General features: G+C 64.1%; 17 protein-coding genes and 5 pseudogenes. 18 read left to right on the top strand and 4 right to left on the bottom strand.

What is annotated here, in order from left to right; translation table 11 throughout:
* Nucleotides 1-36: 36 nt before the first annotated feature.
* The 5 genes and pseudogenes from QUE33_RS01190 to QUE33_RS01170 all read left to right on the top strand — a co-directional run bounded on the left by QUE33_RS01190 (nt 37) and on the right by QUE33_RS01170 (nt 4,084).
* Nucleotides 37-891, top strand: a complete 855-nt coding sequence (locus QUE33_RS01190; RefSeq protein ID WP_286301436.1) for a hypothetical protein — start codon at nt 37-39, stop codon at nt 889-891.
* Complete coding sequence (locus QUE33_RS01185) at nt 888-1,904, top strand: ParB/RepB/Spo0J family partition protein (RefSeq protein WP_286301435.1); 1,017 nt, start codon at nt 888-890, stop codon at nt 1,902-1,904. The genes QUE33_RS01190 and QUE33_RS01185 overlap by 4 nt, the downstream gene beginning before the upstream one ends.
* A gap of 30 nt (nt 1,905-1,934) precedes the next feature.
* Nucleotides 1,935-2,615, top strand: a complete 681-nt coding sequence (locus tag QUE33_RS01180) for a hypothetical protein (protein ID WP_286301434.1) — start codon at nt 1,935-1,937, stop codon at nt 2,613-2,615.
* Nucleotides 2,616-2,627: 12 nt separating this feature from the next.
* Nucleotides 2,628-3,794: pseudogene (locus QUE33_RS01175) on the top strand (M23 family metallopeptidase); the annotation flags it as partial.
* A 23-nt stretch (nt 3,795-3,817) separates the two neighbouring features.
* Nucleotides 3,818-4,084, top strand: a complete 267-nt coding sequence (locus QUE33_RS01170) for a DUF6112 family protein (RefSeq protein ID WP_085605408.1) — start codon at nt 3,818-3,820, stop codon at nt 4,082-4,084.
* 92 nt (nt 4,085-4,176) lie between these two features.
* Here QUE33_RS01170 and merA read toward each other — a convergent pair whose 3' ends face one another.
* On the bottom strand, nt 4,177-5,553 hold the full coding sequence (merA, locus tag QUE33_RS01165; RefSeq protein ID WP_085605410.1) for a mercury(II) reductase: 1,377 nt from the start codon (nt 5,551-5,553) through the stop codon (nt 4,177-4,179).
* A 100-nt stretch (nt 5,554-5,653) separates the two neighbouring features.
* Between merA and QUE33_RS01160 the strand changes: the two genes are divergently transcribed.
* The 12 genes and pseudogenes from QUE33_RS01160 to QUE33_RS01105 all read left to right on the top strand — a co-directional run.
* Nucleotides 5,654-6,043 carry a heavy metal-responsive transcriptional regulator gene (locus QUE33_RS01160; RefSeq protein ID WP_085605464.1) on the top strand — a complete coding sequence of 130 codons (390 nt, stop codon included), beginning with the start codon at nt 5,654-5,656 and terminating at the stop codon, nt 6,041-6,043.
* Between the two features lie 183 nt (nt 6,044-6,226).
* Nucleotides 6,227-6,538 carry a DUF6112 family protein gene (locus QUE33_RS01155; RefSeq protein ID WP_025102595.1) on the top strand — a complete coding sequence of 104 codons (312 nt, stop codon included), beginning with the start codon at nt 6,227-6,229 and terminating at the stop codon, nt 6,536-6,538.
* 34 nt (nt 6,539-6,572) lie between these two features.
* Nucleotides 6,573-7,940: a TrbL/VirB6 family protein gene (locus QUE33_RS01150; RefSeq protein ID WP_286301432.1), complete on the top strand. Its 1,368-nt coding sequence runs from the start codon at nt 6,573-6,575 to the stop codon at nt 7,938-7,940.
* A 6-nt stretch (nt 7,941-7,946) separates the two neighbouring features.
* Nucleotides 7,947-9,412 (top strand): annotated as a pseudogene (locus tag QUE33_RS01145) (SCO6880 family protein).
* A gap of 324 nt (nt 9,413-9,736) precedes the next feature.
* A complete protein-coding gene (locus QUE33_RS01140) occupies nt 9,737-11,062 on the top strand; it encodes an MFS transporter (protein ID WP_286301431.1) in 1,326 nt (441 codons plus the stop codon).
* 318 nt (nt 11,063-11,380) lie between these two features.
* Nucleotides 11,381-12,154, top strand: a complete 774-nt coding sequence (locus QUE33_RS01135; protein WP_286301429.1) for a hypothetical protein — start codon at nt 11,381-11,383, stop codon at nt 12,152-12,154.
* A complete protein-coding gene (locus tag QUE33_RS01130; protein ID WP_286301428.1) occupies nt 12,151-13,635 on the top strand; it encodes an ATP-binding protein in 1,485 nt (494 codons plus the stop codon). The genes QUE33_RS01135 and QUE33_RS01130 overlap by 4 nt, the downstream gene beginning before the upstream one ends.
* A gap of 79 nt (nt 13,636-13,714) precedes the next feature.
* Nucleotides 13,715-14,074, top strand: a complete 360-nt coding sequence (cmtR, locus tag QUE33_RS01125; RefSeq protein ID WP_286301427.1) for a Cd(II)/Pb(II)-sensing metalloregulatory transcriptional regulator CmtR — start codon at nt 13,715-13,717, stop codon at nt 14,072-14,074.
* Nucleotides 14,071-14,853 (top strand): annotated as a pseudogene (locus tag QUE33_RS01120) (P-type ATPase actuator domain-containing protein); the annotation flags it as partial. The gene cmtR and the pseudogene QUE33_RS01120, both read left to right, overlap by 4 nt.
* 171 nt (nt 14,854-15,024) lie before the next feature.
* Nucleotides 15,025-15,885, top strand: a complete 861-nt coding sequence (locus QUE33_RS01115) for an aminoglycoside phosphotransferase family protein (RefSeq protein ID WP_286302971.1) — start codon at nt 15,025-15,027, stop codon at nt 15,883-15,885.
* Nucleotides 15,886-15,897: 12 nt separating this feature from the next.
* Nucleotides 15,898-16,791: an IS5 family transposase gene (locus QUE33_RS01110; RefSeq protein ID WP_286301426.1), complete on the top strand. Its 894-nt coding sequence runs from the start codon at nt 15,898-15,900 to the stop codon at nt 16,789-16,791.
* Nucleotides 16,785-17,117, top strand: a pseudogene (locus QUE33_RS01105) (heavy metal translocating P-type ATPase); the annotation flags it as partial. The gene QUE33_RS01110 and the pseudogene QUE33_RS01105, both read left to right, overlap by 7 nt.
* On the opposite strand, the gene QUE33_RS01100 reads toward QUE33_RS01105, so the two are convergent.
* The 3 genes from QUE33_RS01100 to QUE33_RS15930 are packed head-to-tail and all read right to left on the bottom strand — an operon-like array spanning nt 17,112 to nt 19,351.
* Nucleotides 17,112-18,101, bottom strand: coding sequence for an IS481-like element IS5564 family transposase (locus QUE33_RS01100; RefSeq protein WP_011273866.1), 990 nt, complete (start codon nt 18,099-18,101; stop codon nt 17,112-17,114). The pseudogene QUE33_RS01105 and the gene QUE33_RS01100 sit on opposite strands and share 6 nt — an antisense overlap.
* Nucleotides 18,101-19,276 carry a chloramphenicol efflux MFS transporter Cmx gene (gene cmx / locus QUE33_RS01095; protein WP_005297378.1) on the bottom strand — a complete coding sequence of 392 codons (1,176 nt, stop codon included), beginning with the start codon at nt 19,274-19,276 and terminating at the stop codon, nt 18,101-18,103. Before cmx ends, QUE33_RS01100 begins: the two co-directional genes overlap by 1 nt.
* A gap of 21 nt (nt 19,277-19,297) precedes the next feature.
* Nucleotides 19,298-19,351: a chloramphenicol resistance leader peptide gene (locus QUE33_RS15930; RefSeq protein WP_011113070.1), complete on the bottom strand. Its 54-nt coding sequence runs from the start codon at nt 19,349-19,351 to the stop codon at nt 19,298-19,300.
* Nucleotides 19,352-19,543: 192 nt separating this feature from the next.
* Here QUE33_RS15930 and QUE33_RS01090 point away from each other — a divergent pair.
* Nucleotides 19,544-20,355: pseudogene (locus QUE33_RS01090) on the top strand (HAD-IC family P-type ATPase); the annotation flags it as partial.
* Nucleotide 20,356 lies beyond the last annotated feature (1 nt).

Genomic DNA, 20,356 nt, shown 5'->3' with positions numbered 1-20,356 from the left:
CGGGTGCGCACCTGCATGGCAGGAGGTGCTCTTGTCATGACCACTCACTATTCCCCGTCGCACCCTCGCGAGGACTTCACCACGAGCGAAGGGTTGCGCGCCCTGCTGCACCGGTTGCACCAGTCGGGTGCCCACGCATGGAAACACGACCGCGTAGCCGCGGAACTCGCCACGTTTGCTGCCGAGAAGTATGGGGCGCTCGCTCGAAAACACGGGCTCGACCCGTGGGAGGCCGCATCCGCAGCTTTCGATGTGATGCGAACTCGTTCGGCCCGCGAAGCTGACGACCCCTGGGCCGTCGTCACTCGCGGCGTGCAGATCACCTGCATCGCCGAAGAGCGTGGGCAAGGGCTACTTTGCGCCACGCACCAAGCTCGCCGCCCGCACGTCTCCGCATTCCATGACCCAGAACGATTCGCTGACAGAGAGAATCCTCTCGCCGACTACCATCCCGCATTCCATGTGGTCGACAAGTACCTCGAACCTGAGGCTGAAGACGCCAACAAGAATGACGAGGTAGGCACCGCCAAACAGGCGATTGAAGTGTCAATCGCGTTGTTCGCGACGCTGGGCTGGCCGGAGAGCACGACCCGCGCCGCGATCGAGCACGTGTGTGGCGCGATCGCACGGGCCGGGTCTCGGCAGAGCGCCTACGAAGTGTTGCGCCGTGACAAGCATGCTCGCGCGCTCCTCGATCTGCCCGGCGACGCGTGGTCGGCCCTGCTGCACGCACTGCTCGGACATCCCAACCCCGCATATCGCGCAACGAGCACCGGCCGCGGCATCCTCCTTCGCATCCTTGTCGGCGAGACTCTTCCTGCTCTGCTGCTCGATGACGACCTCGTGTCGATCATCGTGACGTCTGCGCCCAAACACGGGAGCGGACGATGAGCACGCACGACGGGCACATTGAGCTGGAGCGAGCTGTCGACTCAATCCACGTTGGCCATCGTCACCGCAGGGATCTCGGGGAACTCGATCTCCTCGCCGCGTCGATCGAACGGGACGGGCTGCTACAACCGATCACCGTAACCCCGGAGGGCAATCTCGTGTGTGGTGCCCGTCGGCTGGCCGCGATCAAGCGACTGGGATGGATGCACGTCAAAGTCTGGGTGCGCTCAGGGATCTCGGGAGAACTCGCGCATCTGCTTGCTGAGCAGGATGACAACGCGCTGCACAAGTCGCTCACCCAACTGGAGAATGCCGCGCTGTACCGGGAGATCAAGACGTTGATGGCTGAGGACGCCGCCCGCCGCCAAGAAGCATCACGATTCAGCACCGTGAATCAGCCGGGAAATGACGGTGCCGCAAAATTTGCGGCACCGTCAGACTCTGTCGGAGACGCGCGCGAGCAAGCTGCCGCCATGATCCCGGAGGGCGCCTCTCATACGACGTTGGAGAAGATCAACTACCTGCAGCAGATGGCGGAAGACGAAAGTCAGCCCGACTCCGTGCGAGAAGGAATCGCAGCCGAGCTAGAACTCATCGGCTCAGGCGCTCCCGTGCACCCGAGCTTTCAGCGTGCTCGGCAGCTCGTGACCGCAGCCCAAACCGATGGTGACGTCGTGGATGTGGCGAAGCTGGCTGAGGAAGCACTCGCGCGCATCAAGAACGCTCCGAAACCCAAACGGCGACCTTCGCCAAGCGCGCTGACCTCGCGCGTCGACGGTGACGAGCCGTGGCCGATTCGCGCATTCGTCGTCACGTGGACGGAACTCGACGGCTGGTGGCGGCACTTCGACATCGATGAGCTGGCCCGCCAACTGAGTGACGCCGAGGTCGAGATGTTCCTGCACGTTGTTGAAGCCACCGTTCAGGTCGCTGAGCAACTCCGTGCCGCGCGCGACGTTGATCGTGCGGACGCCGAGTCGGCGGCCCAGGTGGGGAACCTTCGCGCCCTCTGACTCGGGATAGATGCGGCGCACCTGTCCCGCATGAAGCTTCTTACCGCTCCTCGCGCACGCCGCACTCTGATCGCCCTCACCGCGGCGCTGTCGCTGGCGATCCTTGTCGCCGGAATCGGCATCTACGGACTCGTCATCGGATCCGAGCAACCCACCGAGTCAACTGATCCTCCATTGTCGAGTGCTGCTCCGAGCGCAGAACCTTCTCGTGAGCCGACCTCACCATCTCGGATCCCGTCGATCCCACCGACCACCGACGCCGAGGCGTTCGCACGCAGCGTCGCCGCGGCACTGTTCACCTGGGACACCGGCAGTGCGTTCCTGCCGCTCGACTACACCGCAGTCATCCTCGACGTCGCCGACCCGACCGGCTTCGAACAGTCGGGGCTCGCCGCCGACATCGCCACTTACCTGCCCACGTCGAGCGCGTGGGCGCAGCTGCGACCGTACGCAACGACGCAGCGGTTGGAGATCACCTCAGTGTTCGTGCCGGATACCTGGGCTGATGCGCTCGCGCAGGCTCGCCCGGGGCAGCTCCCCGACGGCGCCGCGGCATACACGATCGAGGGTATCCGCCAGCGATCCGGCGTGTGGAACGGCGACTCGGTCACCGCAGAGCATCCGGTCGCGTTCACGATCTTCATCGCGTGCCCGGCCGAGGACCCTTGCTACGTCCTGCGGCTCTCGCAATTGAACAATCCGCTGCGTTAGGACGACTGGCTCATGATGAAGAAACTCGCGATCGCAGTGGTCGCCTTGATGTTGCTCGCACCGACCCTCGGACTCGTCACCGTCGGACTGGTGGTGAATCCCACCGCCATCGCGTGCCTTGCCTCGTCGGGACTCACCGTCGGAAACGTGCCGGACTCTCTCGTGGTCACGACCGCAAACGGTGAGACATTCACCCTGAACAAGCAACAGCTCACGCACGCTGCGACGATCATCACCGTCGGATCGAGCATCGACGGTGTGACGAGGGACGCCATCCAGATCGCACTGATGGCAGCGCTGACCGAGTCAACGCTTCGACAGCTCGCGAACACCGGAGCGTACCCCGAGTCCGGCAGCTATCCGAACGATGGGAACGGCTCCGATCACGACTCACTCGGCCTGTTCCAGATGCGACCGCAATCGGGCTGGGGATCGATCGCGGAGCTGATGGAACCCGAATACCAAGCCAAAGCATTCTTCGGCGGCCCGACCGGCCCCAACTACCCCTCGCCCCGTGGTCTTCTGGACATCCCCGGCTGGCAGAGCATGGGCAAGGGCGAAGTCGCGCAAGCAGTCGAAGTGTCGGCGTACCCCGACCGGTACAACAACTATGAGCCCGTCGCCGAGACGATCCTCACGACACTCACGCGTGGCACATTGGCAGCGACGACGACGCCAACGGCCCCTGCGTCGCCTGTCGTCGACGTGGCGGAGGCCTCGCGCGTCGTGTTCCCGTTGCCGGAGGGAACCTGGGTGCACACAAGTGATTTCGGTCCACGAACCGATCCCCTCACTGGCGAGAGCGCCTTCCACAGCGGAACGGACTTCGCCGCGCCGGATGGGACGCCGATCCTCGCCGCGGCTGACGGTGTCGTGACGGTTGCCGAGTTCTCTGGAGGCTACGGCGGCCTCATCGTAATCGAGCACCGCCTCGGTGGCGTGACGGTCGCGACCGGCTATGCGCACATGTGGCAGCACGGCATCCACGTCACCGTCGGCGAGCGCGTTGTCGCCGGGCAACACATCGGCGACGTGGGCTCGTCCGGGCGTTCAACAGGCCCTCATTTGCACTTCGAGGTTCGACCAGGTGGAACGAACGGCGAAGCGGTGGATGCTGCGAAATGGCTCAATGATCACGACGCAGCAGATCTCCCCGAAGCTACGGCAGGAGCCGGATGTTCCGCGCTTGGAGGCGGTCTCTGATGAACGTGTTTCCTGACTTCGGCAGCCTCAGCGGCATCGGTGACCTCAGAGTCGTGATCGGCGCGATGCTCACCATCATCCTGATCGTCGCGGTGCTCATGATCATCATCAGCGCGATCACCTGGGCCATCGCCACGTCGACGGGTAACCCTGGGGTCGCCGCGAAGGCGCGCGCCGGGGTCTTCGTCGCACTCGGCGCCGCGATCCTCGCCGGAGGCGGCGTCACGTGGGTCAACTGGCTCATCAACGTGGGCGGGCAGCTGTAGCCAATCATGGCTTTGCGCACCTGAGCCGAGCCAGGATCAGGCTGAAGTGACTCTCCGCCATTCGGTTCGCCCCAAGTCGCCTGGCCGTGAGATCAGGCGCAGCATGAGGTGGGGAGTTCGTTCCGGAAGAGGTTCGCCGTGAGGCGGATGCCTTCCGCCATGGTCAGATAAGGCGCCCAGGTGTCGGCGAGTTGCGTGACGGTGAATCCCGCCTTGATCGCGTAGGTCGCGGCGAGCATCATCTCGCCAGCAGCGTCGGCGAGTGCGTGGACGCCGAGAACTTTGCCGGAGTCAGAATCGGCGACAATCTTGATGCCGCCGCGGGTGTCATGATTGGCGATCGCTCGGGGCACATCGGACAGTCGCAAGTAGCGGCAAGCGCACCGGTATCCGGCGGCGATGGCGTCTGCTTCGGTGATCCCGGCGGAAGCGAGCTGAGGCGAGGTGAACAGGACGGAGGGGATCCCGGTGTAGTCAACCTGCTCAGAGCTACCGAGGGCGTTCCGCGCAGCGATCTTTCCGGCCATCGCGGCGACGTACACGTACTGGGGTGCATCGGTGACATCACCGGCGGCGAACACGGCCGGGTTGGTTGTCCGCTGAAGTTCGTCAACGACGACGAAGCCGCGCTCGTCGGTAGCAATGCCCGCTGCGGCAAGGTCGAGTTTTTCGGTGCGCGGTGTGCGGCCGGTGGCTACGAGTACCCGTTCACCCACAGCCACTGTCCCCCGGCCCGTCGTCACGTGCACCAAGCCGTCGATACGTGCGATGCTGGCGGCTCGGTCGCCAATGACGGTAATTCCGTCAGCCAGGAAGGCCTTGCGGAGTTCTGAGGAGAGTTCCGGTTCGGCGTGTGGGGCGAGCCGTCCGATGACGGTGACGTCCACCCCGAGCCGGGCGAAGAGTTGGGCTTGTTCCAGACCGACGAAACCTCCGCCGATCACGACAAGCGAATCGGGTAGCTCGGTCAATTCCATCGCTGTAGTTGACGTAAGGTATTCGATCTGTTCGATACCGGGGATAGCCGGGATGAGTGGTTCTGCACCGGTAGCTATGAGATACGACTTGGCACGCACCGGTCGGTCATCTACGAGCAGTGCGGATGGACTGGCGAACGCGGCGCTGCCGGGAAGGATCTCGAACCCGTACGCAGAGGCGATATCTGCGTACTTGGTTTGGCGGAGCATGCCGACCAGCTCGTCTTTTTGTTGCATCAGCGCAGCAAGGTCAACATCGCCAGCGGACGTGGAGACGCTGGGAAACGGATTGGTGATCGCGGCGTGGCGTGTGTGGGCGGCCGCGAGGAGTGTTTTCGAAGGCACACAGCCCACGTTCACGCAGGTACCGCCAAGCGTGCCGGACTCGATAGCGACGACGCTCGCACCCTCCAATCGAGCGTGGATCGCTGCGGACATTGCTGCGCCGCCAGTCCCGATCACCGCAAGGTCGAACTCTGTGTGTTGCGTCATGGCGCTTCCCCTATCGAACCGGGCCGTACGTTCGACCACTCCTGAAAGAATGCACCTTCAAGTATGGTTGAAGGTCAAGCTGTCTACGGGAGGGGTCATCATGCGAATCGGAGAACTCGCCGAAAAGGCAAGGACTACGACGTCGACCCTCCGGTACTACGAAGAGCGCGGGCTACTCCCGCAGCCAGAGCGCACCACTACCGGGTACCGCAGCTATGGGGACGAGTCAGTTCAGAGGCTTGAATTCATTGACCGGGCACGTGCGGCAGGGCTCACCCTGGCACAAACCGCCGAGATTCTGAATGTTCGCGACTCGGGCCAGTCACCCTGCGATCACGTGCAAGGCCTCCTTGACCGTCAGCTCGTAGACATCGACGCGCAGATCGAAAAGTTGCAGGCCTTGCGCTCCAACATCGTCGAGCTTCGCGCACACGCCACGGCAACCGCATCCGAACCCTGCACGCCAGAGTCCATTTGCCGCTACCTCTGAAGGACGTTCGAAACATCGTCGCTGACAGCATGCGGTTGAGGTTGTACGACCGAGTGCCCGAGTTCGTGGCTCGGCGAGTGGACTTGGCGGATCGTGCTATGCCCCGCAGGAGATGACCTGCGCACCTGGCTCTCGACCCTGTTCCGTCACCGCCGCGGGCGGTGCTCACGCCAAGGAGCCACCGTGTTCGAACTCATCACGACCCTCACCGCAGTTCTGCCGATGAATATCGACGTAACTCCGAACGATTCCGGGTTGCCCGGGATCGGTCAGTTGCGCGTGATCGTCGGCGCCGTCATGACGATCGGGCTGATCCTGTCCGTGCTCGCACTGATCGTGTCGGCGATCGTGTGGGGATTCGGCGCGAACTCATCCAATCCCCACCTCGCCTCCCGCGGCAAGCTCGGCGTACTCGTTTCCTGTGGCGCCGCCATCATCTGCGGTGCCTCCGTGACGCTGATCAACTTCTTCTGGAACGTCGGGCAGCAGGTGTGAGCTTCGCGAACCCACCAACTTCGAGAGCAATGCGATGAGTGTCTGCGATATCCCCGTCATCTCTAGCGTGTGCGATGCCGTCGGCGAAGGCGCCGCAACGCTGGTGTCTGCCCCATTCGACTGGCTGGCCGCGACGATGGGACAAGCCGCCGGATGGCTCATCGAAGCCATGTGGACCGTCTTCGACAGCACCACCCTCGTCGACGTCCAGTCGCAGGGCTACCTCGACGTCTACAACCTGCTGTTCGGTATCGGTGTCTTCATCGTGCTGCTCTTCTTCTGTTTCCAGCTCATCCTGGGTCTGATCCGGCGCGAACCTGCTGCGCTCTCACGGGCAGCGCTCGGAGCGGCCAAAGCCGTACTCGGTTCGTTTGTCGTCATCACGCTGACGGCAACGGCGTTGGAGATCGTCGACCAACTCTCCATCGGCATCGTCCAAGCCGCGGGAGAGACCACCGAGACAATGGGCGACAAGATCGCGCTGCTCACCGCAGGCCTCACCACAATCAACATTGCTGCGCCCGGCGTCGGAGCGATCATCACGATATTCCTCGCCGGGCTCATGATCTGTGCGGTCGCGATTGTCTGGTTCTCACTCCTCATTCGCAAAGCTCTGCTGCTCGTCGCGATCGTGCTTGCGCCGATCGCCTTCGCAGGGGCTGCGTGGGATGTCACCCGTGGATGGATCGGCAAATGGGTGGCGTTCGTCGTCGCCCTGATCGTGTCCAAGCTCGTACTCGTCGTCGTGTTCCTCATCGCAATCACTCAGGTCTCGACGCCGATCGAAGCGGACCTCTCCTCGGTGACGGAGCCGATCTCTGGCATTGTGCTTCTGTTCATCGCCGCGTTCGCGCCGTACATGGTCTATCGATTCATCTCTTTCTTGGGTTTCGATCTCTACCAGGCGATGGGAAGTGAGCAGGAAGCTAAGAACGCCGTCAACCGCCCCATCCCTGTTCCGTCGAAACCACAGGGAGACGGGGTGAAGAAAGTGCTGGATGGCGGCTCCGGGGGTGGTTCCGGTGCGACTCACGCGTCGAGCGGTGCGCGAGGCACAACAACCACAGCTGGGGCGAGTACCAGCGGAGCAACAGCAGGAGCCAAAGCGGGAACCGGCGCGAGCGCAGGCGCTGGTGCTGGAGCTGCCGCGGCGGCCGGTCCTGCAGCAGCCGTGATCATCGGAGCCGAAGTCGTCAAGGGCGCAGCGACCGCCGGGCCGAAGCTCGGGCGGGCGGTCGGTGGCACCGCCGAAACAGCGATGACTGGCGCAGGTGAAATCGGGGCTGCCCCGTCTGCGGCACCAACAACATCGGCGGCTCCCTCTGTGCCTCAGCCGCCAGCACCACGATCAGACCCCGCACCGCCTAGCACCCCGCGGGCCCGGCCAAACGGCAAGGAGTGACCGATCATGCCGAAGAATCACGACGTGCAACGCGCCGGTGACCTCGTCCCGGTGAAGTTCTCCCGGCTTACCCGCCGAGGTGTCCTACTCGGGCTGTCGCTCTCGCAACTTGTCGCTCTCGGTCTCGGGATCGGCGCGCTCGTGTGGGCTTTCTACGCCGGCGGCGGCATTCTCATCGCGTTCTCCGCACCCGTGTGGCTTGCCGCTGCGGCCGTGGTGTGGATCCGGATCGCGGGACGCGCGATCGTCGAGTGGATCCCAGTGGTGGTCTGGTGGATGTGGAAGACCACTGGCGGGCAGCTTCTCTACCGTCGGCGAGTTGTGAAACCTAGGCCCGCGGGGACTCTCGCGCTTCCCGGCGACATGGCGCGGCTCCGCGAGTACGACGACCCCGCCACGGGCGCAGGAATGGTGCATGATCCGACCGCGGAAACGCTCACAGCGATCGTGGCGGTCTCGCATCCCGCATTCGTGCTCCTCGACCCCGGCGAACAGGAACGCCGAGTCAGCTCGTGGGGCCGGGTGCTCGCAACCGTCTGCCGCTCAGGACGCATCTCGATGCTCCAGGTACTGGAACGCACGCTGCCCGACTCTGGGTCAGGGCTTGCTGAATGGTGGGCGTCTCACGGTAACGCCGACGCGTCCTGGGCCTCGACCATGTACGCGGAGCTGATCGACCGCGCAGGGCCCGCCGGAGAACGCCACGCGACCACGCTGTCTCTCTCCTCGACATGCGCGCAGCATCCCGTCAGATCCGCACTGCCGGTGGCGGAATCCGCGGCGCGGCGGCTGTGCTCCGTCAGGAGATGTCGACGCTGATCGCCGCGTTGCGATCCGCTGACCTCTCACCGTCGTCGTGGCTGACGTGCGGTGAGATCGCAGTGATCCTGCGCTCGGCCTACGATCCTGCGGTCGCGGCGACCCTTGAACGCCACGGTGAACTTGGTCAGTCGCTCGCGACGGCCGGGCCGGTCGCCGTCAATGAATCGTGGTCGAGGCTGCGCACCGACTCGGCCTTCCACGCGGTGCTGTGGATCTCGGAGTGGCCGCGGTCGATGGTCTACCCCGGGTTCCTCGCGCCGCTGCTGCTCTCAACAGGGACTCAACGGTCGTTCTCGCTACTCTGCACTCCGATGCGCTCCGATCAGGCGGCGCGCGATATCCGAAAGAAGAAGACCGAGTACATCTCGGATGCGGCCCAGCGTCAGCGGATCGGTCAGATCGAGGACGCATCGCAGACGGCGGAGTTTCACGACGTGCTGCAGCAGGAGGCCGACCTCACTGCCGGGCACGGTGTGCTCCGCTACACGGGTCTTGTCTCGGTCTCAGCACGCACCGCCGACGACCTCGACGCCGCAGTGGCTGCGATCGAGCAAGCCGCGATTCAAGCCTCCTGCGAGACGCGGCTCCTCGTCGGTCAGCAGGCGCAGGCATTCACCGCCGCCGCGCTGCCTCTGTGCCGGGTGGTGTGAGCAGGACCTCGAAGTCGCAGCTCATGGATGCGGTTCGATAGTTGATCGTCGTGATCGCCAGTCGGAAGGATTACTCCTGGCCGCACGTTCCGGGCGGCCTCGGCGTCGTGTAGCCGCGGTCATATCGTAATCGCCCGAGCACTGAATCAACACCTGATATCTTGGATTCCATGTCTGGCGCTTCTGCCGCGGCCGCCGCCGCTGTTACGAGGACGCTCCGCTAGCGGCGGGGCGATCATCCTCTGACGTTTCCGTCGCTTCGTAGTTAGTCCGGAGCGGTATTTTTTGCTGCCCGGGGTTCATCTTTCGAACAACGGAGCATTCGTGTCCTTTCGCATTTCCTTGCACCGGGATAGATCATCGGTGCGTGCATGGCTTGTCCTTGTCTGTCTCTCCATCCTGCAGTTCTTCATTGCCGTCGACGTCACCGTCGTGAACGTCGCACTACCTTCCATCGGCGCCGAGTTTGGCGCATCAGAGAGTCAGCTGACCTGGGTTGTGGTCGCCTACACGATCACGGGAGGTGGCCTACTCATGCTGGGTGGGCGCCTCGGCGACGTGTTCGGCAGGAGACGCGTGCTCCTGACCGGCACCGCGATCTTCGGCGCGGCCTCCCTACTGGCTGGGATCGCATGGTCATTCCCGATCCTCGTCGCCTCCCGATTGCTGCAGGGAGTCGGTGAAGCGCTTGCACTCCCCGCAGCGATGGCGACCATCGTCATGCTCTTCCCCGAAGGGCGCGGACGGTCACGGGCACTGAGTGTCTGGGCAGCAGTCGCCAGCTGTGGCCTCGTGCTCGGATTCGTACTCTCCGGGGTCATCACCGAGTTCTACGGCTGGCGATGGATCTTCCTTGTGGCGATTCCGTTCGTCTTGCTCGTGCTGGTCACAGCGGGCATCCTCCTCCCCGTTGGAAGCGCGGCGAAGCCCACTCCGCTCGACCTTCCTGGCGCCATCTTGCTCACCGCGACGCCGCTGCTGTTCGTGTTCGGAATCATCGAAGCAGGCTCGGGTGCGCAAACCGTGACCTGGGTGGCCGCACTTGCTGGCTCGTTCGTCTGCGCCGCATTGTTCGTCGTGGTTGAGCGACGTGCAGCGAATCCTTTGGTGCCGATGACGTTCTTCCGCAACCGGACGCGAGTCCTCGCGAACGGAGCCACGGCGCTTTTGAGCGCCGCACTGTCAACGTCGTTCCTGCTCTTCACCTTCTACCTGCAAGAACGTCTGGGGCTCAGCCCGCTGGCGACAGGATTCACGCTCATCCCCTTGGCCGTCTCGCTCGTGATCGCGGCGACGTTCGTGCCCAGGTTGCTCGACCGTTGGGGCGCGCGTGCATGCATCCTCGCTGGCCTCGTGTTCACGGCGCTGGCGATGGGAACCATCGCGATCGTCGTACACATGCACGGACCAGCACCAGCGATGATTCCCGCGATGATCCTTATCGCCGCAGGCATGGGCTTCGGTCTGGTTGGCCTCCAATACGCGGCGGTGAGCGGCGTCACCGACCACGATGCCGGGATCGCCTCTGGTGTCCAGCGAGCCTCCGATCAATTAGGGGATCAACCGGCATCGCCCTCTACCTGGGCATCGGCTTTGCGCCCGTGTTTACCGGGGATGCGCCGTATCTGGTCAGCAGTGCCCTCGCCGTGATCGGGCTTATCGCCGCAGGAGCGCTCGCTTCACGCATCGTGCTTCCGAGCACGCGGGAGCACCGGGCAATTGCCCAATAGGCACTCGACCCTTCCATCTCCGGCTGGTGTCCGGTCGTCCTGCTTTGGGTCCGCACTCAAAGCAGGACGATCCACGCAGTTTTCCCGAGGTCCCGATGCCGTCACACTTCAGTGGCAATCGGCTTGCGCGATCGCTCTGACCTTACGGTTGCTGCCGGTTTCAAGTGATCGTGACCGGTGCCTGGGATGCGCACCTGATGGTCATCAATGCCGCCATCGAAAGCCAAAAGGATTCCCAATGCCAACGTTCTACGATCCCGGCGCCGATGCCGGTGAAGCATCCGAGGCGCTGCGCGGGCTCGCGCATGCATCACGCAACTTCGAGAACCCCCAGGATCTCTATGGCGTGCTCGGCGACCTGCTGTCGGGAATCCGGTCGCTGAGGCAGGTGCTCGATCAGCTCGCTACTGCCCACATCAGCAATCGTGCCCGTGCGTTCGACGATCACGGCAACCATGCCGTTGGATCAACGGATGCACTCGCTGCCGCCGATGAGCTGCATCAGGCGGCGACATTCATCGACCAAGCCGAGGAGCGACTGAACGCCGCAGCATCCGCAGCGAGCCGTGTCGCCTGGCACGACGCGCCCGCGACGGACATCACCCCGGCAGCTCGATGGGTCAACGTCGTCTTCATGCAAGGTGAAGAAGCCGACGAAGTGCTCGACATGATCGACGCCGACGGCCCTGCCGCCGCGCTCGACCACCTGAAGAGCTGGGATTACGGACACGAGACCACGAGCGCGGCGATGGAGAACGGGTACGTCTACGACGAGCCGCCCAGCGAGCCGTTGGAGCACGAGCTGCGCGAGGGGGACTACCACCTCGCCTACAGTCACAGCTTCAACCACGTCGCCCTCTATCGACTCCACACCATCGACGCCGAAGACGGACTTCCGAACGAGTCGCGCGGCCTCGATGCGCGCCCAGCGGCGCGGCGCCAACAGCGAGCATCCTGGTTCGAGCCTGCGAACATCACTGCACTCAAGCAACAGCGAGGGCTGGGGCTATGAACCGGGATGACACCGAGCGGCTCCATACGGCGGTCCTCGTTGCTCCAGCCTCCGAGAAGCGTCGAGTGCGTAAGCAGCGTCAAAATGCGGCCGCAAAGCTACAGACCGAGCAGCAGCACTCTGAACGCGAAGAAACGCGCGCCAAGTATCTCGCCGAGCTGGCTGAGCGTCGGGGCACGTCGTATCTTCCCGCCGCTGGGGAACCTGGCCCGGCTCAGCTACGTTCACCAGGCAGGTTCCGTCTCCCCCGACATCAGGACACCTCTGCCACTCTCGCAGGGGCGTACCCATTCCTCGCCGAGGGCGGGCTCGGTTCCGATGGCGTCTTCGTCGGTCAGGACCTGTATTCGGGCGGCTCGTTCGTTTACGACCCGTGGGTGCTGTACGCCCGCGGCATCATCACCGCCCCGAATCTCGTGCTCGCGGGCATCGTAGGCTCCGGGAAGTCCAGCTTGGCAAAGAGCCTCTACACACGGTCCCTCCCATTCGGGCGCCGCGTCTACGTGCCAGGTGACCCGAAGGGCGAACACACGGCCGTCGCCGAGGCCGTCGGCGGGCGTGCAATCGTGCTCGGGCACGGGCTTGCCACACGGCTCAACCCTCTCGACGAGGGCTACCGCCCCTCTGGCATGAGCGACGAGAGCTGGGCGTCCACCGTCGCGTCTCGGCGCCGCGACCTGATCGGTGCACTCGCTGAAACGGTTCTTACTCGACCCCTCACCCCGCTGGAGCACACGGCGATCGATACCGCGCTGACCGAGGTCGTGCGCAGTAACGATGTACCGATCCTTCCAATGGTTGTCGAGCACATCCTCGCCCCCACCCCGCACGCAGACCCTGACGGCAGGCTCGCGGAGGACGGGCGGCTCGTCGGGCACGCACTCCGAAGGCTTGTTGCGGGAGATCTCGCCGGGCTCTTCGACGGCCCGTCGACTGTGACGTTCGATCCGACGTTGCCGATGATCTCACTCGACCTTTCACGGGTGACCGAGAACTCCACGCTGATCTCGGTGCTCATGACCTGCTCCTCTGCGTGGATGGAGTCTGCCCTGCTCGATCCCAATGGCGGGCAACGCTGGTGCATCTACGACGAAGCGTGGCGGCTCATGTCTCACCCAGCACTGCTGCGAAGGATGGATGCCCACTGGAGGCTCGCTCGTCACTATGGGATCGCGAATATGCTGATCTTCCACAAGCTGACCGACCTGGAGAACGTCGGCGACCAAGGCTCCGCGATGCGCGCCCTTGCTAACAGTCTGCTGGCCAACGCCGAGACGAGAATCATCTATCGACAGGAATCCGACCAGCTCGGCGTCACAGCCGGAACACTCGGGCTCACCGGAACCGAGCAGAAGTTACTGCCCGGGCTCGGCGTGGGACAGGGGCTCTGGCGCATCAAGGATCGCTCGTTCGTCTGCCAGCATCAATTGCACCCCGACGAGCTGGCACTCTTCGACACCACGGGTCGCATGGTTGGCTAAGCGAGGAACAAATCCAGTCATTGTATTGAAGCAAGAGTCACCAATTTCTCTTATACAGCTGCCACTGTATGATCAGTACATGCTGACCATTGCTTCCCGTCTCGACGTCATGAACCGGCTCGGTCGAGCCATGGCCGACCCGACGCGCTCCCGCATCCTCATGACACTGCTCGGCGGCCCCAGCTATCCTGCCGTGCTGTCACGCGAGCTGGAGCTGACCCGGTCGAATGTCTCGAACCATCTGACGTGCCTGCGTGACTGTGGCATCGTGGTGGCCGAGCCCGAGGGAAGGCAGACCCGGTATGAGATCGCAGACCCGCACCTAGCTGCTGCGCTCAATTCGCTCGTGGACGTGACGCTCGCCGTGGACGATAATGCTCCGTGCGTGGACACGTCGTGCACCGTGCCGGGCTGCTGCGGGGCGGGGGCAAGCGCATGAGCGCACCCATCAACACCGCGGTCGGCGGGCCAGCGGTCGACGAAGACGTCCACCACGATTCGCCGTGGTGGAAAGACCGCGGGATCATGGTTCCGGTCTTCTCTGGCGTCGCGTTCTTCGCGGGTCTGATCTGCGAGTGGTCTGGGGCCGAGGTCGCGGCGCAGATGCTGTTCTGGATCGGCCTGCTGCTGGGCGCCTCGACGTTCACACCAGGGGCGATTCGCAAACTGTTCAAGGGCAAGTTGAGCATCAGCCTTCTGATGACGATCAGCGCGGTCGGCGCTGTGATCCTCGGCTATGTCGAGGAAGCCGCCGCGCTTGCATTCCTCTACTCGATCGCCGAAGCCCTGGAGGACAAGGCGATGGACCGAGCCCGCGGCGGACTGCGGGCCCTGTTGAAACTTGTCCCTGAGACTGCAACAATCCGCAGGGACGGCACCTCGGTCGAGGTTCCGGCAAAAGATCTCGCCGTCGGGCAGCTCCTGCTCGTGCGCCCTGGGGAGCGCGTCGCGACCGATGGGGTCGTTCGGTCCGGTCGCTCCAGCCTGGACACCTCGGCGATCACGGGCGAGTCGATCCCCGTCGAAGTCGAACCGGGCGACATCGTGTCCGCGGGTGCAATCAACGCCTCAGGCGCGCTGGAAATTGAGACGACCGCCGCGGGGACCGATAACTCGTTGACCACGATCGTGGAGCTGGTCGAGCAGGCGCAGGCCGAGAAGGGTGACCGTGCCCGCCTCGCGGACCGGATCGCCCGCCCACTCGTGCCAGGGGTGTTAGGGCGTGTCTGACAATTGGCGTAGTTATGGGCCGTGGTGGCCGTTGGGGTCGGCGGCGTGGCGCTCTGTGGTGAACTGTTGAGCATGGGCCGAGATCGAGAGTTCGTTGTTCCGGCGAGCGTTCTCAGTGCTTTCGTGACAGGCAATGACGTGACCCGCGAATGGGCGAGTATGTTGTCGTCGGTCGCAGGCGACCTCCTTCAAAAGTGGGAGCTTCGAGCGGAAGGTGCGGTCCGATCGGGGGAAGCGGGGGTTGTCGTGCCGGTGCGTCGCGCCGATGGGACACGGGCAGCGTTGAAGTTGCAGGTACCGCGGGCCGAGACCACGGCGGCGATCATCGGTCTCGTCCGATGGAACGGCCGAGGGATAGTTCGCCTCTTGGACAGCGACCGCGGCCGGGGCGCAATGCTCCTCGAGCGCCTCCATGCCGATCGCACCCTCGAGGTCGTCGAGAATGACGACGACGCTGTTCGTGTGGTCGGGTCGCTTCTAGCGCGCTTGCATAGCGCGCCTGCGCCCGACGGGCTTCCTCAACTCCAGACGATCCTCTCTGGGATGCTTGACGACGCGCCCGCAGCAATGACAGCACTTGAACGTGACGACCGGGCTCGGCTCCGTCGATGGATGAGCAGAGTCACCGATCTTGAAGCCGCGCCCGGACATCACCTGCTGCACTGGGATTTGCACTATGGCAATGTCCTCGCAGCCGACCGCGAACCATGGCTGGCGATCGATCCGGAGCCTCTCGTTGGCGATCCTGGGTTCGATCTTTGGCCTGCGCTGGACAGCGGGTGGAGCACCGATGACACCCTCACCGAGGCGCCACGCATCGTGCGACGACGCTTCGACATCCTCACCGAGATGCTCGACCTCGACCGTGGTCGTGCAGCCGGGTGGACGGTTGCTCGCCTGCTGCAGAACACGCTGTGGGACATCGAGGACGGACATGCCGCCATCAGCACGTCCGCCAAAACGGTAGACGACGCTCTCGCCCCCTCGGTGGGTTCCGGAAAGGTTGAGCGTGCGGGCTGAGACACTTGACACGTGTCGCGGTTTCAGAAGCTCTCGGATGCTCAGTGGTCGTTGATTGAGGGGATGCTGCCGCGTCCGACGGGGCGTAAGGGTAGGCCGTTCGCGGATGCGCGGCTCATGGTCGAAGGCATCGTGTACCGGTATCGAACGGGGATCGCGTGGCGGGATCTCCCGGCGGTGTTCGGGCCCTGGCAGACGGTCTGGACCTGGCACCATCGGATGGCGACGGAGGGCATCTGGGATCGGGTGCTGGCGAAGGTCATCGCTGCGGCGGATGCCGCCGGGATGGTGGACTGGTCGATATCGGTAGATTCCACGATCGCCCGCACGCACCAGCACGCTACGAACACCACCCGCCTCACAGGGGCTGGATCAAATTACACGAATCCGAGGCTCGAGCCGCCTGATCACGGCATCGGCCGCTCCCGCGGCGGCCTCTCTACGAAGATCCATCAACTCGTCGACGGCAACGGACTCCCGCTGGTGACCTTGATCACGCCGGGACAGGCCGGGGACTCACCGATGTTCCTGCCGCTGATGGCGCAACTGCGGGTCGAACGAGATCGCGGTAGGCCACGCACCCGACCGGACGCCGTCCGCGGCGACAAGGCATACTCCTCGCGCGCGATCCGCGGTCACCTCCGCACCCGCGGAATCAGAGCCGTGATCCCCGAACCCGACGACCAGAAAGGCCACCGCCAGCGACGCGGCTCACGTGGCGGCCGGCCTGTCGGCCTTGATGACGCGGACTACCGCCACCGGAACGTGATCGAACGCAACTACTGCCGCATGAAGCAATGGCGCGGACTTGCCACCCGCTACGACAAGCACGCCATCGTCTACCGCGCCGCAGTCGTCCTCAACGCCGTCATCGCCTGGACCCAGCAATTGTCAGACACGCCCTAGTTCTCGCCGCGTTGGTTGCGCTTATCGGTTCACTGTTCGGCGACCCGGAACTCTGGATCACCCGTGCCCTCGTCGTGCTCGTGGCAGCGTCACCGTGCGCGCTGGCGATCTCTGTGCCACTGACGGTGGTTGCTGCGATCGGTTCGGCGAGCAAGTTCGGTGTGATCATCAAATCCGGCGCCGCATTCGAACGGTTCGGCACGATCCGCCACATCGCTGTCGACAAGACCGGCACACTTACCCGAAACGAACCCGCCGTGACCGCGGTGCTTACCGCAGACGGCGTCACCGAAACTCAGGCTCTGGAGTGGGCGGCTGCTCTAGATGTGATGTCCAGGGACGTTGTTGAGTCGGTCGAAGGGTACGCCGCCAATCGCAGAGTGGTGTCGGTGGTGGTTGTAGAAGTGGAGCCAGCCGGGCAGCGCCAGGCGTCGTTCGGCCTCTGAACCGTAAAACCTGGCATAGGCCCAGCCGTCCCCGAGCGTGCGGTGGAATCGCTCGATCTTCCCGTTCGTCTGCGGCCGGTAGGGGCGTGTCCGCTTGTGTCGGATGCCGAGCCGAGCGCAGAAGTCCCTCCATGCGTGGGATCTGTATGCCGACCCGTTGTCGGATAGGACTCGCTCGACGGTCACGCCTCGTTCGGCGAACCAGGCCACGGCGCGTTCGAGAACTCCCACCGCTGTGCTCGCCTGCTCATCCGACCAGATTTCTGCGTATGCGACGCGGGAGTGGTCGTCGATGACTGTGTGAACGAACGCCGTCCCGGTGCGCGGCTTGTGATCTTTTCCTCGTGGTAATCCCGGAGTCGCGAGCTTGTTCCGTGCGCCTTGCTGCCGACCTACGTAACGATGTCCACCGCCGTCGGGGATGTTGCCGAACTTCGTGACATCGACATGAATCAACGATCCCGGATGAGGATGCTCATATCGCCGCAATGGCTCGCCAGTGACACGATCGATATGCGAGAGGCGGTTCACGCGGCAACGGACGAGGACCGCGTGAACAGTCGACGTCGAGAGACCAAGTCGCGCAGCGATCTGGGCTGGCCCCAGTCGAAGCCGCCAGCGCAGGTTGATGATCTTCTTCTTGACATGCTCGGGCGTCCTGCCTGGGATCCGGTGCGGCTTGCTGGAGCGATCCTGCATCCCAAACTCACCCTCTTCCCGGTAGCGGCCTGCCCATTTCCGGGCAGTGATCGGGGAGACCATGAACATCTTTGCGGCGATCGTGGCCGGATAGCCGTCTTCGACAATCAGCCGAGCTAACCGGAGACGGGCACGAGGAGTGAGAAGAGCGTTCGGATGGGTCATCAATTGGCCTCCGCCGCGGTCTTCGTAAGCGCGCGTCTGGTGAGAAGCATGATGACGAGAGCGATCGCTGTCAGCACCGAAGCGACCCAAACCGGCGCGAGCAGCCCCAGCCCGGTCGCGAGCCCGAGCGCACCAAGCACGGGCCCCGCTGCAGCTCCGATATTCAATGCTGCGGTTGCGTACGAACCGCCCATCGTTGGCGCACCCGATGCTGCATACAGCACACGCGTGATCAGAGTACTGCCGACGCCGAACGACAGGAATCCCTGAACGAGGACGAGGACGATAAGCGCAACGGGATGAGATGCGACCACTGCCAACACGATCCAGCCTGTCAGCAATAGCGGTCCGCCGACTGCGAGCACGAGGCCAGGTCGTTGATCTGATAGTCGTCCTGCGATCGTGACGCCAAGGAACGATCCGATGCCGAACATCACCAGCGCGACGGACACCCACGCTTCGGCCAAGCCCGCGGTCTCGGTCACGATGGGTGCCAGGAAGGTGAATGCCGCAAAGGTCCCTCCGTTGATCAGCGCTCCGAGTGCCATGGCCAGGATGAGCCGCGGCGTCGCCAACTGGCTGAGCTCGACACGGAGCCTTGGTGAGGTCGCGCTAGTCTCGCTCCGACCAACATTGTTCGTGACGCCACGAATGACTCCAACGGCCGCGGGAATACAGAGGATGGCGATCGCCCAGAACGTCGTTCGCCAGCCCAGCGCTGTGCCGAGCAGTGCCCCGGCGGGGACGCCCACGACGGTTGCGATCGTCGTGCCGGAGAGCAGGATCGACAGTGCACGCCCCTTCTGGTTCGCTGGCACGAGGGTAGTGGCCGTGCTCAGTGCTACGGCGAGGAATCCTGCGTTTGCGAGAGCGCTGAGCACCCGGGTGATGAGCAGGAGAGAGAACACTGGTGTCATCGCTCCGATGACGTGGCTTCCCGCGAACACGAGAAGGCAAACGATCAATGTGAGCCGCGGTGGCCAACGGCGAGCGAATGCCGCCATCACTGGCGCGCCGACGACCATACCGACTGCGAATGCGGAGGTCAGCAGGCCCGCAGTGCCGACCGAGACGTCAAGTTCGGTCGCGATCGCGGGGAGCAATCCCGCGAGCATGAATTCTGAAGTGCCCATGACGAAGACCGCCAGGGCAAGCATGTAGAGGGCAAAAGGCATCGAGTACTCCGAGGTGTGAGATCAAGAAATGGTTCTTCTTGTCACCACGGCCAGCGCCCCGGGTACGCCAGACATACGCCCACACAGATCGTGGGCGTCGTAACTAGTGGTTCAAGGGGCTGGCGGTGTGACCGACAACCCCTGACCTGTCTGATTCGGGACTCGACATGCCCCAAACTCTAACATGCCTTCAATGGCAAGCGGTCTGGACAGATACTTCTTGAATCGGCACGGTGTCATTACGGGCGGGGGCCAGAACAACGTCCCTGGACATCACATCTAGAGCACCACAGCACCCACCCCTGGCCGCGGCGATCACCGCGACAGCGCCCGAAGCCAGCGCCGCCGTCGATGTGAACGAGCAGGCGGGGCATGGCATCGAGGGAAACGTCGACGGATCGAGAATCACCGTGGGCAGTCCGCGCTGGCTCGACCCGGGCACCCTCGGGGGCCAGGTCGCGGGTTTGGAGGAGCAGGGCATGACGGTCGTGATCTTGCATCGTGACGGCACGCCGGTCGCCGCGATCGGTGTCCGTGACGAGCTGCGCCCAGAAGTTCCCGAGGTCATCCGCACGCTCACTCGTCAGGGCATCGGTGTCACCATGCTGACCGGCGACAACGCCCGCACCGCGAGGGCTCTCGCCGCGCAGGCAGGGATCGACGACGTGCGCGCCGAACTCCGCCCCGAAGACAAGGCGACAGCGATCAGCGAACTCTCCCAGGCGGGGCCGGTCGCGATGATCGGCGACGGCATCAACGATGCCCCCGCCCTAGCCGCTGCCGACATCGGCATCGCGATGGGTGCGACCGGCTCGGATGCCGCGATCGAATCCGCCGACATCGCGTTCACCGGCCATGACCTCCGCCTCATCCCCCGCGCAATCGAACACGCCCGCCGCGGGCGGCGCATCATCAACCAGAACATCATCCTGTCGCTCCTGATTATCGTCGTGCTCCTACCCCTTGCCATGTTCGGCGTACTTGGGCTTGCCGCCGTGGTTCTCGTACACGAGATCGCCGAGGTCATCGTCATCCTCAATGGACTCCGCGCAGCACGAACGAAGCCTGCGATGGCATAGC

Source organism: Microbacterium suwonense (genome assembly GCF_030296555.1).
Lineage (GTDB): Bacteria > Actinomycetota > Actinomycetes > Actinomycetales > Microbacteriaceae > Microbacterium > Microbacterium suwonense.
The sequence above is the reverse complement of the archived record's forward strand: the minus strand, read 5'-3'. Positions and strand labels throughout refer to the sequence as shown.